This window comes from Streptomyces sp. NPDC087270, assembly GCF_044744625.1.
GTDB lineage: Bacteria > Actinomycetota > Actinomycetes > Streptomycetales > Streptomycetaceae > Actinacidiphila.
Map to the genome: position 1 here is coordinate 133,030 of NZ_JBIUYR010000021.1, position 23,979 is coordinate 157,008.

General features: G+C 72.1%; 22 protein-coding genes and 1 pseudogene. 3 read left to right on the forward strand and 20 right to left on the reverse strand.

Going from position 1 to position 23,979, the window contains the following annotated elements:
• Positions 1–41: 41 nt before the first annotated feature.
• From ACIPAE_RS33140 to dacB, 12 genes and pseudogenes are all read right to left on the reverse strand, one after another.
• Positions 42–536, reverse strand: coding sequence for a DUF3180 domain-containing protein (locus tag ACIPAE_RS33140; protein ID WP_328465264.1), 495 nt, complete (start codon positions 534–536; stop codon positions 42–44).
• 95 nt (positions 537–631) lie between these two features.
• Entirely contained in the window at positions 632–1,270 is a 639-nt protein-coding gene (gene folK, locus ACIPAE_RS33145) for a 2-amino-4-hydroxy-6-hydroxymethyldihydropteridine diphosphokinase (protein ID WP_329368147.1), read from the reverse strand.
• On the reverse strand, positions 1,267–1,626 hold the full coding sequence (gene folB / locus ACIPAE_RS33150) for a dihydroneopterin aldolase (protein WP_328465268.1): 360 nt from the start codon (positions 1,624–1,626) through the stop codon (positions 1,267–1,269). The genes folK and folB overlap by 4 nt, the downstream gene beginning before the upstream one ends.
• A 305-nt stretch (positions 1,627–1,931) precedes the next feature.
• Positions 1,932–2,393 (reverse strand): annotated as a pseudogene (locus tag ACIPAE_RS33155) (nuclear transport factor 2 family protein); the annotation flags it as partial.
• Positions 2,390–3,289, reverse strand: a complete 900-nt coding sequence (gene folP, locus ACIPAE_RS33160; RefSeq protein WP_328465270.1) for a dihydropteroate synthase — start codon at positions 3,287–3,289, stop codon at positions 2,390–2,392. The gene folP and the pseudogene ACIPAE_RS33155, both read right to left, overlap by 4 nt.
• A gap of 61 nt (positions 3,290–3,350) precedes the next feature.
• Positions 3,351–5,171: a phosphatidylglycerol lysyltransferase domain-containing protein gene (locus tag ACIPAE_RS33165; RefSeq protein ID WP_402450365.1), complete on the reverse strand. Its 1,821-nt coding sequence runs from the start codon at positions 5,169–5,171 to the stop codon at positions 3,351–3,353.
• 235 nt (positions 5,172–5,406) lie between these two features.
• On the reverse strand, positions 5,407–6,015 hold the full coding sequence (folE, locus tag ACIPAE_RS33170; RefSeq protein ID WP_329368141.1) for a GTP cyclohydrolase I FolE: 609 nt from the start codon (positions 6,013–6,015) through the stop codon (positions 5,407–5,409).
• A gap of 200 nt (positions 6,016–6,215) precedes the next feature.
• Positions 6,216–8,261 carry an ATP-dependent zinc metalloprotease FtsH gene (gene ftsH, locus ACIPAE_RS33175; RefSeq protein WP_329368139.1) on the reverse strand — a complete coding sequence of 682 codons (2,046 nt, stop codon included), beginning with the start codon at positions 8,259–8,261 and terminating at the stop codon, positions 6,216–6,218.
• 220 nt (positions 8,262–8,481) lie between these two features.
• Positions 8,482–9,036, reverse strand: a complete 555-nt coding sequence (gene hpt / locus ACIPAE_RS33180) for a hypoxanthine phosphoribosyltransferase (protein WP_328465278.1) — start codon at positions 9,034–9,036, stop codon at positions 8,482–8,484.
• Between the two features lie 28 nt (positions 9,037–9,064).
• Positions 9,065–10,159: a tRNA lysidine(34) synthetase TilS gene (gene tilS / locus ACIPAE_RS33185; RefSeq protein ID WP_328465280.1), complete on the reverse strand. Its 1,095-nt coding sequence runs from the start codon at positions 10,157–10,159 to the stop codon at positions 9,065–9,067.
• 318 nt (positions 10,160–10,477) lie between these two features.
• Positions 10,478–11,656, reverse strand: coding sequence for a zinc-dependent metalloprotease (locus ACIPAE_RS33190; RefSeq protein ID WP_329368136.1), 1,179 nt, complete (start codon positions 11,654–11,656; stop codon positions 10,478–10,480).
• A gap of 743 nt (positions 11,657–12,399) precedes the next feature.
• On the reverse strand, positions 12,400–13,815 hold the full coding sequence (gene dacB / locus ACIPAE_RS33195) for a D-alanyl-D-alanine carboxypeptidase/D-alanyl-D-alanine-endopeptidase (protein WP_402450369.1): 1,416 nt from the start codon (positions 13,813–13,815) through the stop codon (positions 12,400–12,402).
• A 114-nt stretch (positions 13,816–13,929) separates the two neighbouring features.
• Between dacB and ACIPAE_RS33200 the strand changes: the two genes are divergently transcribed.
• Positions 13,930–14,424 (forward strand): inorganic diphosphatase, encoded by a 495-nt coding sequence (locus ACIPAE_RS33200; protein ID WP_328465286.1) that lies wholly within the window; start codon positions 13,930–13,932, stop codon positions 14,422–14,424.
• Positions 14,425–14,542: 118 nt separating this feature from the next.
• Here the strand turns inward: ACIPAE_RS33200 and ACIPAE_RS33205 are convergent, their stop codons facing one another.
• The 3 genes from ACIPAE_RS33205 to ACIPAE_RS33215 all read right to left on the reverse strand — a co-directional run bounded on the left by ACIPAE_RS33205 (position 14,543) and on the right by ACIPAE_RS33215 (position 18,213).
• Positions 14,543–16,306, reverse strand: coding sequence for an MFS transporter (locus ACIPAE_RS33205; protein ID WP_402450371.1), 1,764 nt, complete (start codon positions 16,304–16,306; stop codon positions 14,543–14,545).
• Between the two features lie 162 nt (positions 16,307–16,468).
• On the reverse strand, positions 16,469–17,089 hold the full coding sequence (locus ACIPAE_RS33210; RefSeq protein ID WP_402450373.1) for a TetR family transcriptional regulator: 621 nt from the start codon (positions 17,087–17,089) through the stop codon (positions 16,469–16,471).
• A 116-nt stretch (positions 17,090–17,205) separates the two neighbouring features.
• Positions 17,206–18,213 (reverse strand): hypothetical protein, encoded by a 1,008-nt coding sequence (locus tag ACIPAE_RS33215; RefSeq protein ID WP_402450375.1) that lies wholly within the window; start codon positions 18,211–18,213, stop codon positions 17,206–17,208.
• A gap of 356 nt (positions 18,214–18,569) precedes the next feature.
• Here ACIPAE_RS33215 and ACIPAE_RS33220 point away from each other — a divergent pair, with 356 nt between their 5' ends.
• Positions 18,570–19,121, forward strand: a complete 552-nt coding sequence (locus tag ACIPAE_RS33220; protein WP_328465294.1) for a hypothetical protein — start codon at positions 18,570–18,572, stop codon at positions 19,119–19,121.
• A gap of 358 nt (positions 19,122–19,479) precedes the next feature.
• On the opposite strand, the gene ACIPAE_RS33225 is transcribed toward ACIPAE_RS33220, so the two are convergent.
• Positions 19,480–20,250 carry an SDR family oxidoreductase gene (locus ACIPAE_RS33225; protein ID WP_402450377.1) on the reverse strand — a complete coding sequence of 257 codons (771 nt, stop codon included), beginning with the start codon at positions 20,248–20,250 and terminating at the stop codon, positions 19,480–19,482.
• 185 nt (positions 20,251–20,435) lie between these two features.
• Here ACIPAE_RS33225 and ACIPAE_RS33230 point away from each other — a divergent pair, with 185 nt between their 5' ends.
• The gene (locus ACIPAE_RS33230) at positions 20,436–20,900 is read left to right on the forward strand and encodes a hypothetical protein (RefSeq protein ID WP_402450380.1); all 465 of its coding nucleotides are present in this window, start codon (positions 20,436–20,438) and stop codon (positions 20,898–20,900) included.
• A 30-nt stretch (positions 20,901–20,930) separates the two neighbouring features.
• On the opposite strand, the gene ACIPAE_RS33235 is transcribed toward ACIPAE_RS33230, so the two are convergent.
• The 4 genes from ACIPAE_RS33235 to ACIPAE_RS33250 form a co-directional block, all read right to left on the reverse strand.
• On the reverse strand, positions 20,931–21,821 hold the full coding sequence (locus ACIPAE_RS33235) for an RNA polymerase sigma-70 factor (protein WP_402450383.1): 891 nt from the start codon (positions 21,819–21,821) through the stop codon (positions 20,931–20,933).
• A gap of 24 nt (positions 21,822–21,845) precedes the next feature.
• Positions 21,846–22,520 carry a maltokinase N-terminal cap-like domain-containing protein gene (locus ACIPAE_RS33240; protein WP_366412883.1) on the reverse strand — a complete coding sequence of 225 codons (675 nt, stop codon included), beginning with the start codon at positions 22,518–22,520 and terminating at the stop codon, positions 21,846–21,848.
• Between the two features lie 110 nt (positions 22,521–22,630).
• Positions 22,631–22,849 (reverse strand): DUF397 domain-containing protein, encoded by a 219-nt coding sequence (locus ACIPAE_RS33245; protein ID WP_366412882.1) that lies wholly within the window; start codon positions 22,847–22,849, stop codon positions 22,631–22,633.
• Entirely contained in the window at positions 22,825–23,682 is an 858-nt protein-coding gene (locus ACIPAE_RS33250; RefSeq protein ID WP_402450385.1) for a helix-turn-helix domain-containing protein, read from the reverse strand. Before ACIPAE_RS33250 ends, ACIPAE_RS33245 begins: the two co-directional genes overlap by 25 nt.
• Positions 23,683–23,979 lie beyond the last annotated feature (297 nt).

Consider the following 23,979-nt stretch of genomic DNA (forward strand, 5'->3'; position numbering starts at 1 on the left):
GCCGAGGACTCCGCCCCGCCGGACCGCCTGCCGGGTCCGGCTCAGCGGGAGCGCTGCGCGGGCGTGCCGTGCTGCCGGTCGTCGTCCTCGGGAAGCCGGCAGACGCGTTCCAGGAACAGCGCCGCCGCCACCACCGCGATCCCGGCCAGCACCGCCAGCCCCGCGTAGATGGCCTGCTGCCGCCGGGGGTCCATGTCGAGCTTGTACATCACCAGGAAGATCCCGGTGCCGCCGTACATCCCCACCACGAGGGACGCGACCAGCGCGCTGGCCTGCCCGAAGACGACCGCGCGGGCGGCGGCGAGCGGATCGACGCCCTTCGCGCCGGGCTGCCGCTCACGCTGGGCCCGCAGCCGGGACCTTATCGACAGCGCGGTGGCGAAGAGCGCGGCGGCGATCAGCGCGAGCACGACGGGCGCGGCGAGCGGCACCCCCGGCAGCGTCCCGAAGGTGTCCCACAACTTCGCCGCCGCCCACGACAGCACACCCGCGACCACGAAGATGCCGGCCAGCGTCCTGATCCGCAGGGTCCTCACCGGGTGTCCGCCTCCACGTCTTTCCACACGTTCCGGTACGCGGATACGGGATTCGCGTACGTACTCGCCGAATATGCCGGCGCAGGTCCCAACGATTATTCGGGCAGCCGCAGTTCCACGTCGCCGCGCCGCCGTACGCCGCCGTCGCCGACCGCGGCCAGCAGTTCGGCGACCGGGCCGCGGCCGGGCAGCACGGCGGCCGGCTGCACGTCGTGCCACGGCACGAGGACGAAGGCCCGCTCGTGCGCCCGCGGGTGCGGAAGGGTCAGCACCGGGTCGTCGGACACGCAGGCGTCGTACGCCACGATGTCGACGTCGATGGTGCGCGGGCCCCAGTGCTCGGTGCGCACCCGCAGGTACGCCTCCTCGATGGCGTGGGCGCGCTCCAGCAGGGAGGCCGGCGGCAGCGTGGTGCGCACCACCACGACCGCGTTGAAGTACGCCGGCTGGCTGCCCTCGGGGACGCCCCACGGCTCGGTCTCGTACACCGGGGAGACTTCCTTGACCCGCACCCCCGGGGTGTCCTCCAGGGCGTCCACGGCGCCTTGCAGGGTCTCCAGGCGGTTGCCCAGGTTGCCGCCCAGCGCGATCACCGCGGTGCGCGGGTTCTGCAGGGTGCTGTCGGCGGCGTCGACCCGGGCGGTCACCTCGGCCGGCACGGGCTGCACGGTCGGATCGGCCACCCCGAACTCAGGGGCGTGTCCGGTGCTGTCGTCGGGATTCTCCGCACTCACGGGCGCCTCCGGGTGATCGTCACGGTCACGTCGTCGAACGGCACGGTGATCGGCGCGTCCGGCTTGTGCACGGTCACCTCCACCTCCTCCACCTGAGCGTGCCCCAGGCACGTGTCGGCAATGCGCTGGGCGAGGGTTTCGATGAGGTTGACCGGCTCGCCGGAGACGACGGCCGCGACCTGTTCGGCCAGCACACCGTAGTGCACGGTACGCGTCAGGTCGTCACCGGCCGCCGCCGCGGACGTGTCCAGGCCGAGCGCGAGATCGACCACGAAGGTCTGGCCGTCCGCCCGTTCGTGGTCGAACACGCCGTGGTTGCCGCGGATGCTCAGCCCGCGCAGTGTGACCCGGTCCACGCTGCTCACTCCTCCGTACCGTCGCCGGCGCCGCGCCGGCCGCGGCCGTCCTCGCCGCCGTCGTCGCCGTGGTCGCCGTCGTCCTTGCCGTCGTCGCCGTCATCGGCCTTGGTGGTGCCGTCGCCGGCCTCTTCGCCGTGCCCGTCGGTGGCGCCACCGTCGCCGCCGTCGTTGTCGCCGCCACCGTTGTCGTTGGCGCCGTCGTCGGCACCGTTGGCGCCGCCGTCCAGGTCCTCGTCGTCGGCCTTCGCGGCCTCCAGGACCTCGCCGAGCACGTCCTCTATGGCGGCGTCGACGTCGTCGGCCGCGATGTCGTCGTCCTCGTCGTCGTCATCCTCCTCCGCGAGCACCGGGGAGCCGTGGTGCGCCCACAGCCGCCAGCCCTCGGAGGTGCGCCGGAAGATGTTCGTGGCGACCACCAGGCCGCCGACCAGGGCGCCCGCGGAGCCGTCCTCCTCGGCGGGGCCGCCGGTGAGGATGTTCTCGGTGCAGGTCACCAGCGCGGCGTCGCCGTCGACCGCGACCTCCACGTCGGTGAGGAAGAACTGGATGTACTCCGTGTTCGCCATGATCAGCGCGTACGAGCGCATCACCTCGCGCCGCCCGCGCAGCACCGGCCAGCCGGGGTGCACCGTCGAGACGGACTCCGCGAGCGGGCCGGTCAGCACGACCGCCTCCAGCTCGTCGAGGTTGGAGTGCTCGATCGCGTCGTAGAACGCCTGGTTGGCCCGCTCGACCGCGCGCGACTCCGCGGTACGCCCCGTCACGCCTGTCCCTCGGGGGTCTCGGCGACCGCGCCGGAGCCGGCGGCCTCGATGGCGCGGGCCACCCGTACCGCGTCGGCGCTCGCCCGCACCTCGTGCACCCGCACCGCCCACGCGCCCTCGCGCGCGGCGATCGCGGTCACCGCGGCGGTCGCCGCGTCCCGTTCCCTGGCCGGCGGCGGCGCGGCCTGCGCGGTCCCGGCCAGCACCCGGCCGAGGAACCGCTTGCGGGAGGCGGCGACCAGCAGCGGGCGGCCCAGCGCGGCCAGTTCGGGCAGGTGCGCGAGCAGCGTCAGGTCGTGCTCGGCGGTCTTCGCGAAGCCCAGGCCCGGGTCGACCACGATCCGTTCGGGCGCGATGCCGCCCTCCAGCGCCCGGGTCAGCCCGGTCCGCAGCTCGGCGAGCACCTCGCCGAGCACGTCGCCGTAGACCGCGCGGTTGTTCATGTCGATGCTGCGGCCGCGCCAGTGCATCACCACGAACGGCACCGCGGCCGACGCGACCACCGGGACCATCGCCGGGTCGGCCAGGCCGCCGCTGACGTCGTTGACCAGCCGGGCGCCGGCCGCGACCGCCTGCTCGGCGACGGACGCGCGCATCGTGTCCACGCTCACCAGCACCCCGGAGGCCGCCAGCTCGCGCACCACCGGGATCACCCGGCGCAGCTCCTCCGCTTCGTCCACCCGCGCCGCTCCGGGCCGGGTGGACTCCCCACCCACGTCGACCAGGTCAGCGCCCTGCGCGACCAGGTCCAGGCCGTGCTTCACCGCCAGTTCCGGATCGAACCACTGCCCGCCGTCGGAGAACGAGTCGGGCGTGACGTTCACCACACCCATGACGGCGCAGCGATCCCACCGCGGCAGTCCGACCGGTCCGCTCCGCGCCTGTGACGTACTCATGCGCCCAGCGTACGGGTCTGTCCCTACGCCGCCGACTCGCCTCCGGGCGCCGGGCCGGGCGCTATGCCACGAACTTCCGCTCGGGGGCGTCCTCCAGGGAGGCGTAGCCGGGCTTGTGGCGGTGGGCGGGGCGGGCGGCGCGGCCGGGCAGGAAGCGCTGGAGGGCGTCGGGCAACGGCAGCGACAGGGTGACGAAGCCCTCGGCCTGCATGATGGCGAAGCCGATCCGGGGCAGGTCGCGCGAGTTGGGGAAGACCAGGAACCGCGGCACCCACTGGGGCTGGAACTTGGCGTTGAACTTGTACAGCGACTCGATCTGGAACCAGCGGGACAGGAACACCAGCAGCCCGCGCCATCCGCGCAGCACCGGCCCGGCGCCGATCCGCTCGCCGCGGGCCAGTGCCGAGCGGAACATCGCGAAGTTCAGCGAGACGTGCTTCACGCCCAGCTCGGGCGCCTTCTGCAGGGCGGCCACGATGAGGAGTTCGTTGAGCCCGGGGTCGGCGGCGCGGTCGCGCCGCATCAGCTCCAGGGACATGCCGTCCGCCCCCCAGGGCACGAAGTGCAGGACGGCCCGCAGGTCGCCGAGTTCGGGGTGCGCGGCGTCCGGCTCGCACTCCTTGTGGGCGGTGACGACCACGCAGTCCCCGTCGGTCTCCTCGCCGAACCGGCCGAGCGCCATGGAGAAGCCGCGCTCGGTGTCGGTGCCGCGCCAGGCGTCCGCGGCGAGCCGCACCCGCTGCTTCTCCTCCTCGGTCAGCTCGTGCACCCGCCGCACCCGGCAGACGTATCCGCACCGCTCGATCCGCTTGACCATCTGCCGTACGTTCCGCATCGCCCGCCCGGCCAGCGTGAAGTCCACGACGTCCACGATCGCCTCGTCGCCGAGTTCCAGGGCGTCCAGGCCGGTCTCCCGGGTCCACACCTCGCCGCCGGTCTCGCTGCACCCGACGACGGCGGGCAGCCAGGCGTGCGCGCGGGCGAGGTCCATGTAGGACTCGATGGCGCCGGGCCACGCCTCCACGTCACCGATCGGGTCGCCGCTGGCCAGCGCCACGCCGGAGACCACCCGGTAGCAGATCGCGGCCTTGCCGCTGGGCGAGAAGACCACGGACTTGTCGCGGCGCAGCGCGAAGTGGCCGAGGGAGTCGCGGGCGCCGTGCCGGGCGAGCAGGACCCGCAGCCGCTGCTCGTCGTCCTCGCTCAGCTCGGCGACCGGGCGGGCCGGCCGCAGCACCAGGTAGGCGGTGGAGCAGGCGATGAGCAGGCCGAGGCCGCCCAGCGAGTAGCCGACCACGTCGCCGACCCGGTCGCTGGTGTAGTGCACCGGGCCGGAGAAGCCGAAGAGCCCGTAGAGCACGTGCAGGCAGCGGTCGGTGATGCCGGGGTTGCCGCGCTCGGAGGCGGGGTGGGCGCTGGTGATGACCAGGCCGAGGCAGAACGCCAGCGTGCTGAGGCCGACCAGGTTCACCACGGCCCGCCAGCGGGTGCGCGGGTCGGAGAGCGCGGTGAACTCGCCGCGGTACCTGATCAGCAGGGTGAGCAGGCCCAGCGAGACCACGGCGCCGAAGATCGAGTGCCGGTAGACGATCTGGGTGGCGGCGCCGAGCGGCAGCAGCAGTACCGCCGCCCACCAGGCGCGCTGCTTGCCCCGCTTCAGGCCGTGCGCCAGCATCAGCAGCAGGATGCCGGTGACCACCGCCGTCGCCGCCGCGAGCGAGCTGACGGTGCCCGGGAAGACCGCGGCCAGCTCGTGCATCCGCCGGTTGCGGAAGGCGGGGAACACCGCGGAGACCACGTCGAGCAGGCCGATCACGGCCGCCGCCGTACCGAAGATCTTCGGTACGGACGAGGCGTGCGGCATCAGGCGGTGGTGCGTCATGCGGGCGCGGTCAGCGGACAAGGTGCTCACAGGTTCCGGTATGAGGGACGGTTGCGCCCACTAGGACGGAATCATCCGTCTACGGGTTGCGCGCGAGTCGTGTCAATCCGCGACGATCTCTCGGCTGGGCGCGCTCGACAGCCCGCCGGTACGACCGGAAACCTTCCCCCCGGGCTGCTTCCGGTTACCCGGGCAGATCCCCCGGATGCCTGGCTGCCCCGGTTCCCCCGAGCAGCTACCCGCGGCCGATGATCAGGCTCATCGCCTCGGAGCGCGTCGCGGGGTCCCTCAGCTGGCCGCGCACCGCCGACGTGATGGTCTTCGCCCCGGGCTTGCGCACCCCGCGCATCGTCATGCACATGTGCTCGCACTCGATGACGACGATCACCCCGCGCGGCTCCAGTATCCGCATCATCGCGTCGGCGACCTGCGTGGTCAGCCGCTCCTGCACCTGCGGGCGCCGCGCGTACACGTCCACCAGCCGCGCCAGCTTCGACAGTCCGGTGATCTTCCCGCTGCTCGCCGGGATGTACCCGATGTGGGCGACGCCGACGAAGGGCACCAGGTGGTGCTCGCAGGAGGACATCACCTCGATGTCCTTGACCAGCACCATCTCGTCGTGACCGAGGTCGAAGGTGGTGGTCAGTACGTCCTCGGGCTGCTGCCACAGCCCGGCGAATATCTCCCGGTAGGCGCGGGCCACCCGGCTCGGGGTCTCGCGCAGGCCCTCCCGGTCGGGGTCCTCGCCCACCGCGTAGAGCAGCTCACGGATCGCGGCCTCGGCCCGCTTCTCGTCGAACTCGCCGGGGATCTGGTCGCCGTCGAGCGTCACGGGGTCGGTCATGGGCCTCGCTCCTCCTGCCGGCGCCACCTGGCCGGTGCCGCCTCGCCGGTGCCGCCTTGCTGATGCGTCTTGCTGCTGCCATCGCGGCCGGTAGGGAAACGCAGCCGGTCGAAAACACGGCCGCGGCCCCAAGGCTAGAACCCTGGGGCCGCGAATCGCATTCCGGACAGTGCCCGAAACGGGGTGGATCGGTGTGATGTTCAGCTCTCCGGGCGGTCTTCCGGCAGGTCGACCGGCTCGGTGGGCTTGGTGGTGGAGACCGGCGAGGGGCCGCTTCCGTTGATCGCCTGGGCGCCGTTGGTCAGTGCCAGCTCCTTCGGGGAGAGCACCGGCGGCCGGGTGGACGGGGTCCGGCGAGCCGAACCGGTCCAGGCCGGGCGCGGCGGACGCTTGACCACCGGGGCGAAGATCTCGGCGATCTCCTCCTTGTTGAGCGTCTCCCGCTCCAGCAGCGCGAGCACGAGGTTGTCGAGGACGTCGCGGTTCTCGACGAGGATCTCCCACGCCTCGTTGTGCGCCGTCTCGATCAGCTTCTTGACCTCCTCGTCGACCAGCCCGGCGACCTCTTCCGAGTAGTCGCGCTGGTGACCCATCTCACGACCGAGGAACGGCTCCGAGTCGCTGGTGCCGAACTTGATCGCGCCGAGCCGCTCGGTCATGCCGTACTGCGTGACCATGGCGCGGGCGGTGGTGGTGGCCTTGTCGATGTCGTCCGAGGCGCCGGTGGTCGGGTCGTGGAAGACCAGTTCCTCCGCCGCCCGGCCGCCCATCATGTAGGCGAGCTGGTCGAGCATCTCGTTGCGCGACGTGGAGTACTTGTCCTCGTCGGGCAGCACCATCGTGTAGCCGAGGGCACGGCCGCGGGACAGGATGGTGATCTTGTGGACCGGGTCGGAGTTCGGTGAGGCCGCCGCGACCAGGGCGTGTCCGCCCTCGTGGTAAGCGGTGGTCTTCTTCTCCTTGTCCGACATGATCCGGGTGCGCTTCTGGGGGCCGGCCACCACACGGTCGATGGCCTCGTCCAGCACGCTGTTGTCGATCACCTTCTTGTCGCTGCGCGCGGTGAGCAGCGCCGCCTCGTTGAGCACGTTGCTCAGGTCGGCACCGGTGAAGCCGGGGGTGCGGCGGGCGACGGCCATGAGGTCGACGTCCGGCGCGATCGGCTTGCCCTTCTGGTGCACGGTGAGGATCTCCAGCCGGCCGTTGAGGTCCGGCGGGTCGACCGCGATCTGCCGGTCGAACCGGCCCGGGCGCAGCAGCGCCGGGTCGAGGATGTCCGGCCGGTTCGTCGCGGCGATGAGGATCACGCCGCCCTTGACGTCGAAGCCGTCCATCTCGACGAGCAGCTGGTTGAGGGTCTGCTCGCGCTCGTCGTGACCGCCGCCGAGGCCCGCACCGCGGTGCCGGCCGACAGCGTCGATCTCGTCGACGAAGACGATCGCCGGGGCGTTCGCCTTGGCCTGCTCGAACAGGTCGCGGACCCGGGAGGCGCCGACGCCGACGAACATCTCGACGAAGTCGGAACCCGAGATCGAGTAGAACGGCACGCCGGCCTCGCCGGCCACGGCTCGCGCCAGCAGCGTCTTACCGGTGCCGGGACGGCCGTAGAGCAGCACGCCCTTGGGGATCTTGGCGCCGACGGCCTGGAACTTCGCCGGCTCCTGCAGGAACTCCTTGATCTCCTGCAGTTCCTCCACCGCCTCGTCGCAGCCCGCGACGTCGGCGAAGGTGGTCTTGGGGGTGTCCTTGGTGATCAGCTTGGCCTTGGACTTCCCGAACTGCATGACGCGCGAACCGCCGCCCTGCATCTGGTTCATCAGGAAGAGGAAGACCACCACGATCAGGACGAAGGGCAGCAGCGACAGCAGGATGCTGACGAACGCGTTCTGCTTGGACGGCGAGACGGTGTAGCCGTCGGGCAGTGCGACGCCCTTGACCTGTCCGTCCTGGATCTTCTGCAGGTTTGCGGCGATCGAGGAGCCCTGGTTGCCGATGTAGCTGGCGCGGACCTTCGAGCTGCCCTTGATCTTGTAGCCGTCCTTGAGCTGGACCTTGATGGAGTTGTCGTCCCCAGTGGTCAGCTGTGCGGAACTGGCGTGGTTGGTGTTGATCGCGTGCAGTACCTGGCCTGTGTCGACTGTCTTGTAGCCGCCGCCGGAGCCGACGACTTCCATCAACACGACCACGGCAAGGACAGCCAGCACGATCCACATGACCGGCCCACGGAAATAGCGCTTCACGTCCATCCATGCGGGGCGTAAACGCCCCGTCCCTCCTGCCGCAGTGAGGCACAGCCGCTGGTGGGCGGCGTGTGCATCCGGTGTATGACCCGATCCTTCGGACGGTACCCCAGCATTGTGACCCGAGGTTGCCGCCGACCGTTAACAATCCGGCTTTCCCCTGCTCCAACGGCGGGAAACCGACAGGGGTTCCCCGGGCCGCCGTGAGGGTGGTCTCAGTGCGGCCTCAGCCCCCGTAGACGTGCGGTGCGAGGGTGCCGACGAACGGCAGGTTGCGGTACTTCTCGGAGTAGTCCAGGCCGTAACCGACCACGAACTCGTTGGGGATGTCGAAGCCAGTGTATTTGACATCGATGCGAACCTTCGCCGCCTCGGGCTTGCGCAGCAGCGTGCAGACCTCCAGGGAGGCCGGGCCGCGCGATCCGAGGTTGCTGATCAGCCAGGAGAGGGTCAGCCCGGAGTCGATGATGTCCTCGACGATCAGGACGTGCCGTCCGGCGATGTCGGTGTCGAGGTCCTTGAGGATGCGGACCACGCCGGAGGACTTGGTGCCGGCGCCGTAGGAGGACACCGCCATCCAGTCCATGGTCACGTTGCTCGACAGGGCTCGGGCCAGGTCGGCCATCACCATGACGGCGCCCTTGAGGACACCGACGATCAGCAGGTCCTTGCCCGCGTAGTCCCGATCGATCTCGGCGGCCAGCTCCCCCAGCTTCGCGTCGATGTCTGCCTTGGCGATGAGCACCTTCTCAAGGTCGGCGCCCATGTCGGTCTCGTTCACTACGCGGTACGTCCTCAGGTCTGCGGCTCTACGACGGCGAGAACACCAGTCTGCCATCCGCCCTTCGGACGGCGACGCCGCCCGGCAGGTTGAGCGCCTTCTGCCCGCGCCAGCCCGTCACCAGGCGGTCCACCTCTTCGATGTGGCGGGCGAAGAGGAAGCCGGGCGGGGACCCGGCGGCCACCGCCGCTCTGCGCAGCACCCGGCGCCGGACCGCCGCGGGCAGCCGGTGCAGCCGCGCCACGTCGAGGCTGCCGTCGTCGCCGGCCACGTCGGCCTGCGCGTCGGCGGCCCACTGGTCGAGGGCGTCGGCGTCGTCGCGCGAGAGCTGGGCGGTACGGGCCAGCGCCTGCACGACGCCCTTGCCGAGCGACTTCTCCAGCACCGGCAGCGCTTCGTGCCGGACCCGGGAGCGGGTGTACGCGGGGTCGTGGTTGTGCGGGTCCTCCCACACGGTGATGCCCTGGGCGAGGCAGCCCTGGCGGACGGTGTCGCGGTCGAGCAGCAGGAACGGCCGGCGGTAGCGGCCGCCGGTGCCGGAGACCGCGGCCATGCCGGACAGCGAGCGGGTGCCGGAGCCGCGGGCGAGGCCGAGCAGCACCGTCTCCGCCTGGTCGTCCCGGGTGTGGCCGAGCAACACCGCGGCGGCACCGCGGCGTTCGGCGACGGTGTCCAGCGCGGCGTACCGCGCGTCGCGCGCGGCGGCCTCGGGGCCGACCCGGCGACCGGTGCCGGTGCCCGCGGTGCCGACGTACGCGCCGCCGTGCGCGGCCGTGGTGGACTGCCGGCCGACGGTCACGCCGATCGCGTCGACCGGGTCGAGGCCGAGGGCACGCAGCCGCTCCACGACCTCCTGGGCGCGGCGGGCCGAGCCGCTTTGCAGGCCGTGGTCGACGGTGACGGCGCCGGCGCGCATGCCGAGCCGGGGCGCTTCGAAGGCGAGGGCGGCGGCCAGCGCCATCGAATCGGCGCCGCCGCTGCACGCGGCGAGTACGAGCGGGCCGGCGGCGCCCGCGGTGGCGGTGGACGGCGCGGCGGACGCGTCGGCGGAGGCTGCGAGCACGTCGTGCAGGACGCGGCGGACCGCCAGACGTATCGCCGCGACCGTGGGGTGGGGTCCCATGTCCGGTTCCCTCCTGGGGAGGCTGGGTGGGGCGGGCAGAGCGAGAAGCCCTGCGAGACAGGTTGACGCAGGGTATTCAGATGGTGACAGAAGCCCGGGCATAACCCGAGCATCGCACGCGGCACCCCACGCCAGCGGTCCCTCGGACGGGTGAACCGGGCGCAAAACCAGCGGCCGGACCACCCTCAGCGGGGCGGCACGGCCGGTACGGGTGAGGCGGAGGATGCGAACGGCCACGGCTCGCGGAGGCGCGGCCGGGGCTCGCGCTCCTGCGAACGAGCCCGCCCGCGTCCACGGCGGTACGGTACGGCGCCCGGCTCAGCCGTCGGTGCGGCCGTGCACCCGCGCCACCCACTCCGCGGGTTTGGCGATCTCCGCCTTGGTGGGCAGCGTGTTCGGCGAGGTCCACACGCGGTTGAAGCCGTCCATGCCGACGTCCTTGACCACGCCGCGCACGAACCGCTCGCCGTCGCGGTACTGCCGCAGCTTCGCGTCCAGGCCCAGCAGCCGGCGCAGCGCCTGGTCGAGCCGGCCCGCGCCGCTGGCGCGGCGCTGCCCGAACTTCTCCCGGATCTCCGCGACGCTCGGCACCACCTCGGGGCCCACGCCGTCCATCACGTAGTCGGCGTGCCCCTCCAGCAGCGACATCACGGCGGTCAGCCGGGTGAGGATCTCCTTCTGCGCGGGGGTCTGCACGAGGTCCACGAGGCTGCGGCCGTCGTCCGGCTCGCCGTCGGCCCCCTCCTCGCCCTCCTCGCGGTCCTTGCCCGCGCCGCTGAAGGTCTGCACCGCCTGCCGGACCCGCTCCACGACCGTGGAGGCGTCGAGTTCGGTCTCGCCGAGGAAGGACTGGATCTCGCCCTCGATGTGGTCGCGCAGCCAGGGCACGGCGGAGAACTGGGTGCGGTGGGTCTCCTCGTGCAGGCACACCCACAGCCGGAAGTCGTGCGGGTCGACGTCCAGCTCGCGCTCGACGTGCACGATGTTCGGGGCGACCAGCAGCAGTCGCCCGGCCCTGGGCTCCCCCGGGCCCGGCTGCACCGGTCCCGCGGGCATCTCCCGCGTGGCGGGGGCGAACGTCTCGTACTGGCCGAGCACCCGGGAGGACAGGAAGCTCAGCAGCATCCCGACCTCGACGCCGGTGACCTTGCCGCCCACGGTGCCCAGCATGACGCCGCCCGGGCCGCCCGGGCGGCGGGCCTGCATCTTGCCCAGCAGCGGTTTGAGCACCTCGCGGAAGCCCGCGACGTTGGCGCGGACCCAGCCGGGGCGGTCCACGATCAGCACGGGGGTGCCGTGCGGGCGGGCCCCGCCGTCGCCGTACATCCGCGTGAACGCGCTGACGTGGTTCTCCGACTCCTCCGCGTGGGTCCGCAACTCGGCCACGATCGCGCGTGCCTCGTCCCGGCTCACCTCCGGCCCGGGCCGCGTCAGCCGCTGCGCGGTCGCCACGGCGAGGTTCCAGTCGACCATCTCGCTTCCACCGATGCTCGTCATACCTTCACGGTACGTTGCCGCTCCCGCTTTGGGGGTGCCTAACGCTTCTCCGCCCCCGTTCTCAGGGCTCCGATCCGTCCGCGGGCCCCTGCGGGGTGGCCGCCTCGTCCTCGTCCGCGGGCCCGTCGTGGCCGAGCGCGCAGTTCCCCGCGCCCCTGGGTGACGGCCCCTTGCTGTGGGCACCTACCTGCCCGCCGGACGTGGCTGGTCGCGCAGTTCCCCGCGCCCCTGAGTATGTGCGGCTGCTCCGCAGCGCACAGCAGGCCGCCGGCCGGCACTCGGGAGCCAACCGCCACCGCGACGGCGGCCCCCCGAAGGGGCGCGGGGAACTGCGCGACCAGCCACAACGAGCCCGCGGCCGGGAAGCAGACCGAACCCACAACGGCGCAAGCCCGAAGGGGCGCGGGGAACTGCGCGACCGGCCACAACGAGCCCGCAGACAAGAACGAGGCAGCCACCCCGCAGGGGGGCGCGGGGAACTGCGCGACCAACCACAACGAGCCCGCAGACGGGAAGCAGACCGAACCCACAACGGCGCAAGCCCGAAGGGGCGCGGGGAACTGCGCGACCAACCACAACGAGCCCGCAGACGAGGACGAGGCAGCCACCCCGCAGGGGGGCGCGGGGAACTGCGCGACCAACCACAACGGGCCCGCAGACGAGGACGAGGCAGCCACCCCGCAGGGGCCGGCTCTCACCGGGAGGTGGTCCCTGGGCCGACAGAACGGGGGAGCCCCGCAGGGTCAGGCGGTGGCTACGGCTGTCGCGAGGGCGTCGAGGGCGCGCTCGGTGGCGACGGGGTCGTATCCGCCCTGGGTCATGAACGAGAACGCGAGCAGCCGCCCGCCGGCGGTGACCACGGTCCCCGCGATCGTGTTGGTCCCCGTGAGCGTCCCCGTCTTCGCGTGCACCAGGCCCGCCGCAGGCGACCCGTGGAACCGCGCCGCCAGCGTCCCCGTGAAGTCCGCCACCGGCACCCCCGTGAGGATCGAGCGCAGCTCGGCGTGTTCAGGGCTCGCCGCAAGCGCCAGCAACCGCGCGAGGGTGACCGGCGCCAGCCGGTCGTCGTGGTCGAGCCCGCTCCCGTCGTGGAACGACGCCCGCGGCAGCGGCACCCCGTACCGCACCAGCGCCGCCCTGATCGCCGCCGCACCCCCCGCGAAGCTCGCCGGCCGCCCGCTCGCGATCGCGGCCTGCCGCGCCAGCGCCTCCGCGAGGTCGTTGTCGCTGTTGGTGAGCATGCGTTCCACGAGGTCGGCCAGCGGCGCCGACACGTGCGTGGCGAGCGTGGTGCCGGCCACGTTCCCCGCCGTCCCCGCGTGCTCGTGCGCGACGCCGGTCACGGTGATCCCCTGCTTGCCGAGCAGCTGCGCGAAGTCCCCCGCCGCGCTCGCCGCCGGGTCCCACGCGCGGGACGCGGGGCCGCTGCTGCTCCCGTCGAGCCGCCCCTCGTCGGCCATCAGCGCGGTGACCGGCGCGAGGTTCTCGTTGTGCCCGATGGGGTGCAGCGCCGGCCCGCTGTACAGCGACGTGTCGTACCCGAGCGCGATCTTCGTCCGCCCGGCCGCCTTCAGCGCCTTCGCGGTGTCCTCGGCGAGTTGCCCCAACTCCAGCGTGGGGTCACCGCCGCCGACCAGCACCACGTCACCCTTCCCGGTGGTCCCGGTCGCCACCACCCGCGTGGTCAGCCGCTTCTCCGGGCCGAGCAGGCCCAGCGCGGCCGTCGCGGTGGCGAGTTTGGTGGTGGACGCGGGGGTCGTCGCGGTGCCGTCCTGGTGGTCGTAGAGCACGCTGCCGCTGCTCACGTCGATCACGGCGCCGGTGCGGACCGGGCCCATGCCGTACGCCGTCAGCAGCGGGTCGAGCTTGCGGGCGAGCTCGACGGAGAGGCCGGCCGGCAGGGGCGCCGCGGAGCCGCCGACGGGCAGCAGGACGGGCGCCGCGGACGGCACGGCCGTCGATATGCCCCCGGGTCCGCCCGGGGAGGCGGCCGTGGATGCGGGGCCGGGCGTGGCCTTCGGCTTCCCGCCCGGTCCGGCCTCGGCGTCCCGCGTGGCGGCGAAGTTCCGTTCCGCAGTGCGCTGCCCGCCCTGCCACGGCCCGGCCGCGGCCGCCGCCCCCGCGGCGACGACCACGCCCATCCCGGCGGATACCGCCACGACCTGCCACGTCCTGCCGAGCGGCACAGCCGACCAGCCCCTTTCGCGACCACCCCGATGCGTGGGAGACACTTAACCACCCACACTGTGTGCTGATCATTGAGGAGTAGGGCCGTGGAGTTCGACGTCACGATCGAGATCCCGAAGGGTTCACGAAACAAGTACGAGGTGGACCACGAGTCCGGTCGTATCCGCCTGGACCGCAGGCTCTTCACGTCCACGAGTTACCCCGCGGACTACGGCTTCATCGAGAACACCCTCGGCCAGGACGGCGACCCGCTGGACGCGCTGGTCATCCTGGACGAGCCGACGTTCCCCGGGTGCCTGATCACCTGCCGCGCCATCGGCATGTTCCGGATGACCGACGAGGCCGGCGGCGACGACAAGGTGCTGTGCGTGCCCGCGTCCGACCCGCGCGTGGAGCACCTGCGGGACATCCACCACGTCTCGGAGTTCGACCGTCTGGAGATCCAGCACTTCTTCGAGGTCTACAAGGACCTGGAGCCCGGCAAGTCCGTCGAGGGCGCGAACTGGGTCGGCCGCACCGAGGCCGAGGCGGAGATCGAGGAGTCCTTCCGCCGCCTGAAGGAGCACAACGGCGGTCACTGACCCCCGGTCTCCCGCACTACGGGCCCGCGGCCGTCATCGGCCGCGGGCCCGAGCCGTGCGGGTGGAGGAGGGGGCGCACGGCGGAGCGGGTCGAGCGGGACGGATCAGGCGGGGTGGGTCAACGGGGCTGCGGCTGGCGCTTGTCGGTGTACGTGCCATCCGGCTGAGGGCCCGTGCCGTCCGGCATTGAGCCCGTGCTGCCCGGCATTGGGCCCGTGCCGTCCGGCATTGAGCCCGTACTGCCCGGCCGGGGAACGGCGCCGTCCGGCAGGGAAGCCGTCCCATCCGCCGCGCCGGCCTGCTCGCCGACCTGCTCACCGACCTGCTCGCCGCGCCCGGCGGAACGCGACCGCGTGCCCCGCAGCAGCAGGGCGACGACGACCGCCGCGAGCAGGGCCACGCCCGCGCCCGCCAGCAGCGTCTGGTGGATGCCGTCCACGAAGGCGTGCCGTGCTCCGTCGGCGACCGGGCCGCCGACGCCGCTCGCCCCGGCCAGCGAGGAGCGGGCCGCGTCCGCCGCCCGCGGCGGCAGCCCGGCCGGCAGGTGCAGGTGCGTGCGGTAGCCCGCGCTGAGCAGGCTCCCGAGGACCGCGATGCCGAGCGCCCCGCCCAGTTCGCGCGACAGGTCGTTCATCGCCGAGCCGACGTTCTGCAGCGCCCGCGGCAGCGCGTCCGTGATCTCGGTGGTCGCCGGCGTCATCGCCAGGCCCATCCCGGCCCCGAGCGGGACCAGTCCGGCGACGACCAGCCAGTACGGGCTGTCGGTGCCCAGCCGTGAGAGGACCGCCATCGCGACCGCCACCAGCACCAGCCCCACCACCCACGGCCGCCGCACGCCGACCCGGGCCACCAGCCGCGGGGTCAGCCGGGTGGCGGGCACCAGCGCGCCGGCCAGCGGCAGCACGCTCACCGCGGCCACCAACGGGCTGTCCCCACGGACCAGTTGCAGATACTGCATGGCCACGAAGATGAAGCCGAAGAAGACGAAGAACTGCAGCGTGACCGACACCGAGCCCGCCGAGAACCGCCGGTTGCGGAACAGCCTCGGGTCCAACAGCGGCTGCTCCCGGCGCAGTTCCCATCCGACGAAGGCGGCGAGCACCAGCACGCCGAGAGCGATGCCGCCGAGGGTGAGCGGGTCGGCCCAGCCGCGGGTGGGCGCCTCGATCACCGAGTAGACGAGGGCGAGCAGGCCGAGCACCGCGATCAGCGCGCCCACCGCGTCGAGCCGAGGCCGCTCCGCCTCCGCCGACTCCGGTACGAAGACCAGCGTGCCGACCGCGGCGACCGCCGCGAGCACCACGTTGAGCAGGAACACCGAGCGCCACGACCACTCCTGGAGCAGCAGGCCCGACGTCAGCAGGCCGACGACGGCGCTCGCGCCGGCCACCGCGGTCCACGCGCTCACCGCCTTCGTCCGCTGCTCACGCGGGAAGGTGCTGGTGATGGTGGACAGCGTCGCCGGCATCACCAGTGCCGCGCCCACCCCCAACAGGCCCCGCAGCGCGATCAGTTCGTTGGCGTCCTTGGTGAACACGGCCAGCACCGATCCCACGGCGAAGACCACGAGGCCGGCCACCAGTGCCCGCCGCCGCCCGAACCGGTCGCCCAACGCCCCCGCGGGCAGCAGCAACGAGGCGAACGCGAGGCTGTAGGCGTCCACGATCCACGACAACTGCGTCTGGCTCGCGTGGGTTTCGCGGGCCAGGCTGGGCAGCGCGACGTTCAGCGAGGCCATCGCCGAGACCACCGCGCCGAGCGCGAGGCACGTGACGAACAGGACCACACCGTGCCGGACGGCCGGGCCTGCCGGTGAGGCGGGGTGAGCGGGGCGGGCGGGTTCGGCGGGTGGGGTGCCGCTCCGCGAGTCCACGGTGCGCATGGGAGCCTCCTCCTACGGGATGTCGCTGTCCTGCTCACGGTCCCGCCCGGGGTCGGCCACTCGCCATGCTGATGAATTCCGGCCGCCGGTCGTACGGGGCTCCTGTCCGACGCACCGCCCGAATCCGCCGGCCCTGATGAATTCCCGAGGCCGGCCGCCCCGCTACCTGGACGACCGCCGCTTACGGGTGGGCGGGCCCTGAAGGGCGAGCCGCAGGGAGGGGCCGAAGTGCCGGACGATGTCGTCCACCGACATGGACGCGATCGGCTCCAGGCGCAGCACGTACCGCGTCATGATGATGCCCGCCATCTGCGCGCCGAACGCCATCGCCCGCGCCTGGGCGTGCGCCCCGCCGATACGTTCGGCGATCCGGCCGAACACCTCGCGTTCGAGCATCTCCCGCAGGAGCGCGGCGAGTGCCTCGTCGGCCGCCGCGCTGCGGACCATCGCCTCCAGGGCGGGCCGGGTGTCGGAGGAGTCCCAGATGGTCACCAAGGCGCGCAGCGCCCGCAGGCTGAACGTGGCGGGGTCGCCGTCGAGCACCCGCGTCAGCACGTCCGCCGGGTTCGCCACCAGTGCCATCGCCGCGCCGAACAGCCCCCGCTTGGAGCCGAAGTAGTAGCTGATCAGGGCGACGTCCACGCCGGCTTCGTCAGCGATCGCGCGCAGGGTCACCGCCTGGTAGCCGTGTTCGAGGAACTTCTGCCGCGCGACGGCGAGGATGGCGCCGCGCGTGTCCGAAGCCCCCGGCCGGCGCCCCCGCCGGGGCGGTTCATCTGTCACCGTCCCCACGCTAGCGCCGTGGCCCAGGCTCCGTAGCGACGCCGTACGGACGCCGTGCGGGGCGTCGTACGGGCGTCGTGCGGGCGCCTGCTGAACGGGCCTGCGCCGTACGGGTCTCAGCGGTCGCGGCGCAGCCTCAGCGCTTCCGCGGCGCGGGTCTTCACCTCGCCGGTGCCGGTCTTCTGCGCTGTGCGCAGGTGGCGTCGGGCCTGCTCGGCGTCGATGAGGATGATGCCGAGGTGGAAGTGGGCGAGGGCGCAGACCGCGGGGTCGGCGGCGGCGGTTCCCTCTTCGAGCAGCGGCACCGCCTCGTCGGCGCGCTCCTCTTCGAGCAGCGAGACAGCGAGGTCGACCGCGGCCTTGGGCGCGTACCCGGGGTGCCCGGAGGCGTGCACCTGTTCCAAGTAGTGCCGGGACTCGGCGAGTTGCTCGGGGCTGTCGCCGGTCTCCCGGAGCAGCCCGGCGAGGTTGAACGCGGCGTGCAGCGCGGTCTTCTGCTGCGGGCTGTCGATGGCGGCGCGGTAACGCTTGATGGCGGCTTCCTGGTTGCCGGATCGTTCGAGGAGCAGGGCGAGTTCGAGTTCGGCCCGGGCGGTGACGACCGGCACGCCGCATCCCATCGCGGCCTGGAGCATCCGGCCGGCCTCGTCGAGGTCGTCCGTGGCCAGGGCCATCCCGGCGAGCCGGATCGCGGCCAGGCCCGCGCTGATGGCCCGCGGCAGGCCCATCGCCAGCCGGTAGTTCGCGTCGGCGTCTCCCCGCTTGCCGCGCGCCTCCATGGCCATGCCGCGCACGAGGAAGACCTCGGCGGCGACGTCCAGGTCGGAGAAGCCGTCCAGCGGTTTGAGGCACTTGACCGCCTGCCGGGACTCGCCCTCGGCGAGGTGGATCAGCGCGGTGACGAGTTCGCCGGCCACCCGCACGTCGGCCTCGCCGGAGCCCCCGGCACGTACGGCGACGGCGGCGGCGTGCTCCCGGGCGTCCACGTCGAGGTAGGCGCGGGCGAGTTCCATCGCGCCGTCGAAGTCGAGCACCAGGTCCTGGCTGGTCAGGATGTCCACGGGGTCGGGGAGCCTCACCCACGAAGCGCCGCGCTGGCCCGGTTGCCGCGTGCCGTCCGCCATGTCCGCCTCCACGCTCGCCTCAACTCGGATTCAGACAGCCGAACTTAGCGAACCCCCTGCCGTTCCGGCTGCCCCGTCGCCGGTCGCCGGCTCCGCCGAATTCCGATGAACTCCGGCTCATTTGCCACCGTTTGAACCTCGCCAACCGACATCACGGGTGTTATCCGTCCGCACCACGAAAACCCGCACACCAGGAAAGGCACTTCCCGCCACAGGGGTTTCTCCCGTATCCGTACGACCAATTGGACCCACCCGACGCATGCCGCCGCGACTTGCTTACGGAGCAGGCGGCGGACCGCTAGTCTCAGCCGCCCGGAGTTCTTCGTTCACGCATGTCACCAGGGAGACAAGACACCATGACGCACGACGTGCCGCCGCCCCCCGGCTCGCCGGCCCCGCCGCCGCACGCGGGTGGACCGTCCGGGGGTTCATTCGACCCCGCTTCGGTCAACCGGCTCGACTGGGCGATTCTCGGGATCGGGTTCATCGTCCTCATCTTCTCGTTCTTCGACTACTACTCCTGGGATTTCGGCGCGTACGGCGTGCACCTCGGAAGTGTGAGTTGGAGCGCCTGGCACTTCGACCACGGGCTGTTCATAGCCTGGTTCGCGATGGTGCTGACCGTGCTCGGCGCCGGCGCGCTGGCCGCGAGCCTCTTCGCCCCGCAGATCCAACTGCCCACCCCGGCCAGGGCGCTGACCTTCCTGGGCTTCGGCATCGGCTTCGTGCTCTACGTGATCGCGATCTTCGCGCACTCCGACTTCGGCCCGGCCGGCGGCCACGGCTTCAGCTTCTGGGTCAGCCTGATCCTCGCGGGCGTCGGCGCGGTCATCGCGCTGCTGCGGGCGCAGCAGACCGGCACCGAGCTGCCCGGCCCGCTCGGCAACCTGCCGCGGATCGGCCAGTAGCCGGGCCCGGCCCGGCAGCGCTCTTCGCGAAAGTGCCGCCGCTCCCACCGTGCGGGTGGGGGCGGCGGCATTTTCGTGCCTACGGCGCACCGTTGACTGGATGGGAACCGCTCAACGGTGCACCAGGGAATTGAAGGCCGCCCGGATGTTCGCCTTGCTCGGGTCCACGTACGCGCCCGTGGCGGAAGGGACTTCGGGACAACACGCCGCTACGGCGCCGTGCTCGAAGCGGCGCCGTAGGGCGGTGGACGACCCGGCCGGCCGGATCTCGTCCGGTCGGCCGGTCCGGCCGACCGGGACACGTCTCCCCGGTGGACGTGTCCCCTCGGCCAGAGTGGGGCTCCCGCGCGGCCGCGGGCTAGCGAGTTTCCGCAGGAGGAAAACGTCCCGCGAGGAAGTCCTCGAACGTGCCCACGCCGACGTTCCGTTCCGGCGCCAGGTGCCCGCCCGCCCGGAAGGAACGGTACGTGCGGCCCGCCAGCGGGACCTTGAGCAGGGGGCGGCGGCGCCCGCTCGCGCGCAGGTAGGCGCGGGCCAGGTCGGCGAAGGTCCGCACCTCAGGTCCGCCCATGTCCGGTACCCGGCCGGCCGGTTCGCCCGCCGCGAGCTCGGCCAGCCGTACGGCGACCTCGCCGCTGTCGATCGGCTGGTCGACCAGGCCGACCGGGACCGGCATGACCGGCAGTTTCGCGAAGGCCGACAGCACCTGGAGCACCAGGTCGTGGAACTGCGTCGTACGCAGGACGGTCCAGCCGAGCCCCGATTCCTCGATCAGCCGCTCGACGGCGAGCTTGCTGCGGTAGTAGCCGAACTGCACCTGGTCGACGCCGACGATCGAGATGTACACCAGGTGCCGCACCTCGGCGCCCCGCGCCGCCTCGATCAGGTGGCCGGCCGCCTCCTCGTCGCCCCCGCGCGGGTTGGACGCGCAGTGCACCACGGTGTCCGCGCCCGTGAGCGCTTCGACCAGACCCGCGCCGCCCTTGCGCAGGTCGATGGCGTACGGCGGCGGCGCGTGCCGGCTGAGCACCCGCACCTCGCCGCCGCCGGCCCGCAGCCGCTCCACGACCAGCCGCCCGAGCGTCCCGGTGCCCCCGGTCACCATCGTCGTCTTCCCCGTCACCGTCATCCCGCTCGCCGTCCCTCCGCCGGGGGCGCCCCCTACCGGAGCGCCCGTCACCCCCTCAGAACCGCCCGGCCCCCGCAAACGTGACAACGCCCCCGGGCAGCTCGCAGGAGCACCAGTGCGGCCAACGGGCGTCGGATACGTTGAGGACCAGAGGGTGTCGCGTACACAGGGGCAGGGGGCTCGCGATGGTGAAACGCCGGTGGCGGGCCCTGGGCGTCGCCGCAGCGATCGCCGTGGTGCTGAGCGGATGCTCCTCCGGCGGCCACAAGGACAAACCGACACCCACACCACCCCGGAGCGAGGCCCAACTCCGCCAGCAGGCACAGGCGAAGCTCACAAAGTCGTCCCAGGTGAAAATGCACTGGACCGGCACCGTGAACAAGAACATGCGGATCATGAAGACGGAACCCCACTTCAAGGACGCCCACGCCTACGTCCTCGAAGCAGCCTGCGCCGGGACCGGGGCCGTGTGGTTCGCCTGGGAGATGAATGCCCCCGATCCCGCCATCATGCCGGACGTGTACTGCGACGGCGACGTCCTGCGGTTCCCCTTCACGGGCAACAAACTTGAGAACTTCTTCTTCGCCAAGGAGTTCACCGACGTCCCGACCGGCGTCCTCGCCTGGCAGGTCATCCCCGCCACCCACTGACCACGAGCCGGCCGCACCACCCGGAGCGACCTACGCCGTCGTTGCCAACTGGCGCTGCACGAAGGACAGTTTCTCCGGGTTCAGGACGGACCAGACGCCGGATATGGCGTCGTCGCGGACGTCCAGGGCGATGACCGTGTAGAGGTGGCCGCTGACCCGGACGACCAGGGCCGGCGCGCCGTTGGCCTCGACGATGTCGACCGCGAGGGCGCCGGTGAACTTGCGGACGGTGCCGGAGATGAAGCGGACGACCTTCTCCCGGCCCAGGATCGGGCGCCGTGCGGAGCTGACCTTGCCGCCGCCGTCGCTCCACCAGGTGACGTCCTCGGCGAGGAGCCGTTCGAGGCGGGCGAGGTCGCCCTCGCGTGCGGCCGTGACGAAGGACTCGACGAGTTCGCGCTGCCGCTCGACCGCGGGCGTGAAGCGGGTCTCCTGTGTGGCCACGCGCTTCACCGCCCTGCGGTACACCTGGCGGCAGTTGGCCTCGGTGAGTTCCAGCACGCCGGCGAGGTCCCGGTGGCTGTAGCCGAACGCCTCGCGCAGCACGTACACCGCGCGCTCGGTCGGGGTCAGCCGCTCCAGCAGCACCAGCATCGCGGTGGACACGGCGTCACGCTGCTCCGCGGACTCCAGCGGGCCGAGCGCGCCGTCCCGCGTCACCACGGGTTCCGGCAGCCACGGCCCGACGTACCGCTCGCGCAGGGCGCGGGCGGAGGTGAGCCGGTTCACGCAGAGGTTGGTGACGACCTTGGCCAGCCACGCCCCCGGCTGCTCGATCGCCTCCCGGTCCGCGCGGCTCCACCGCAGGTACGCGTCCTGCACCGCGTCCTCCGCCTCCTCGGCGGACCCGAGCAGCCGGTAGGCCAGCCCGAACATCCTCCGGCGGTGCTCCGTGAACTCCTCGGCGGTCCCTGACGTCACGCCGCCCAGCGTCCCACATCGCGCTCAACTCGCGGTGGGCCGCAGAACGGCGAGGAGGCCGGTGACGCGGTGGTCGGCGTCGGGGGCCTGCCATTCCGCGGTGAGGTGGGCGCGGAGGGCGGGGTCGGCCGGGGCGGCTGAGTTCGGGTCGAGGGCGCGGACGAGGTGGAGGGTGTGGGCGGCGTACGCCGGGATCTCGACGGCGAGTTCGGTGCCGTCGGGACCGTGGGAGACGGTGGTGGCGACGGCGTCCACGGGCAGCGCGGGGCCGTTGAGGGTCGGGACCACCGTGGGGTCGGGCGTGTCGGAGGCGGACTGCGCCTGCGGCTCGGCCCGGTCCTGGATCAACGCGAGCAACTGCGCCTGGAGCACCGGGTCGTGGGTTCCGTCGTACACCCAGCGGTGCCCGAGCACGCCGTGCTCGGTGGTGCCGATCAGCGCGTGGTCGGCACCGTCGAGCGATTCGGCGCGATACGTCAACGGTACGAGGTAGGCACGCGGTTCGTCCTCGCCCGAGGTGTCGGTGACCACCAGGAACTCGATGCCCACCTCGCCCTCGGGGTCGTCGAGCCGGAACCCGCCGGACTTGCCGAGTTCGGGCGCCCGCCCGGTACCGACGTACCACGGTTGCGCCGCCAGCCAGGGCGCGACGAGTTCCAGCTTGCCGGGGACCAGCGTGGTCTTGTGGATGACAGCCATTGCCTCAGCTCATCCGAAAACGCCCCAGCAGGTCAAGGCGGCGCACGCCGTGGCGCAAGCGGACACGCGGTGGTCCGCTTGCGCCACGGGGGACGAACCGGTTCGGCGGTTCAGACGGTGGGGAACTCGTCGGCGCGCACCGCGCCCACGAAGGACGCCCACGCGTCCGCGGAGAACGCCAGCGCGGGTCCGTGCGGGTCCTTCGAGTCGCGGACCGGCACCACGCCGGTGAAGCCGTCGGCGACCTCGACGCAGTCGCCCCCGTTGCCGTTGCTGTACGACGACTTGCGCCAGGCGGCGCCGCTCAGGTCCTTGGCAGCGATGAACATGACGTGTGCTCCTCCAGTACGGTGCGAAGCAGGTCCAGGGACCCCTCAGGAGTCATCGCGAGGTCCCTGAACTGATCGTAGGTCAACCGCAGTTGCTCCGCCTCCTCCGCGTCCTCGATGACTTCGCCGCTGAGACTGCCCTCCACGTAGGCGATGTTGCGCCCGCTGGGCAGCCACAGCATGCTCAGCGAGGCGCCGAACATGAAGTGCGGACCGGCGCTGAACGGCACGACGTGCAGCGAGACATGCCGCAGCCCGGCTGCCTCGATGAGCCGTTCGAGCTGCTCGGTCCACGCGTCGTGGTCCTTGAGCCCGCTGCGGAGCGCCGACTCGTGGATCTGCCCGCGGTAGTCGAGCAGGTTCGTCTTCCCGAACAGCCGGGCCTGCCGGGCCATCCGCTCCTGCACCCGCCGGTTCACCTCCGCCAGGGAAGCCGACAGGTCGGAACTCAGCAGCGATGCGGCGTACCGCTCGGTCTGCAACAGCCCGGGGATCAGGCCGGCCACGAACTGCTGCATGTTCCTGGCCTCGGCCTCGACGTCCATGAAGCCCTCGTACCGGCCCTGCTTCTTCTCCCGCTTGGCGAGCTTCCACAGGTCGGCGAGCAGGTCACCGGTGCCGTAGAACCTGTCGAGCACCTTGGGGACGTCCGACGAGCCCAGCCGCTCGCCGTTCTCCAGCCGGTGCAGATACGACTGCTCGTACCTGGTCTGCTCGCCGAGCTGTACCAACGTCAGACCCGCACGCTCCCGCAGCTTCGCCAGTTCCTTCGCGTAGATCCGCCGTGCCGAAGGCCCCTGCGCACCAGCCGCGTTGCTGTCGCTGTCATTCATGGGGGGTTCCATTCCCTTCCAGTTGTCGGAAAGCCATGTCAAGAGCCCGCCCGCGCACGGCAGTCGAGCCTCCGACCTGGCCTTCTTCCTCCGAGTCGATCCCTGACGGCTCGCCACATTGCCTGCGGGCATAGGCAAATAAGCCCCTTTGCCCGGACAAAGGCTCACCTGAAACCGATCGTAGGGTCTGACACCCACTCATGTTCACGGAATGTCAGTAATCGCTCACAAAGTGCTGAACTTCGATCATCTCTGCCCCCATCCGCCCCGCCCGTCGGGCACATGCACTCTCGGCCA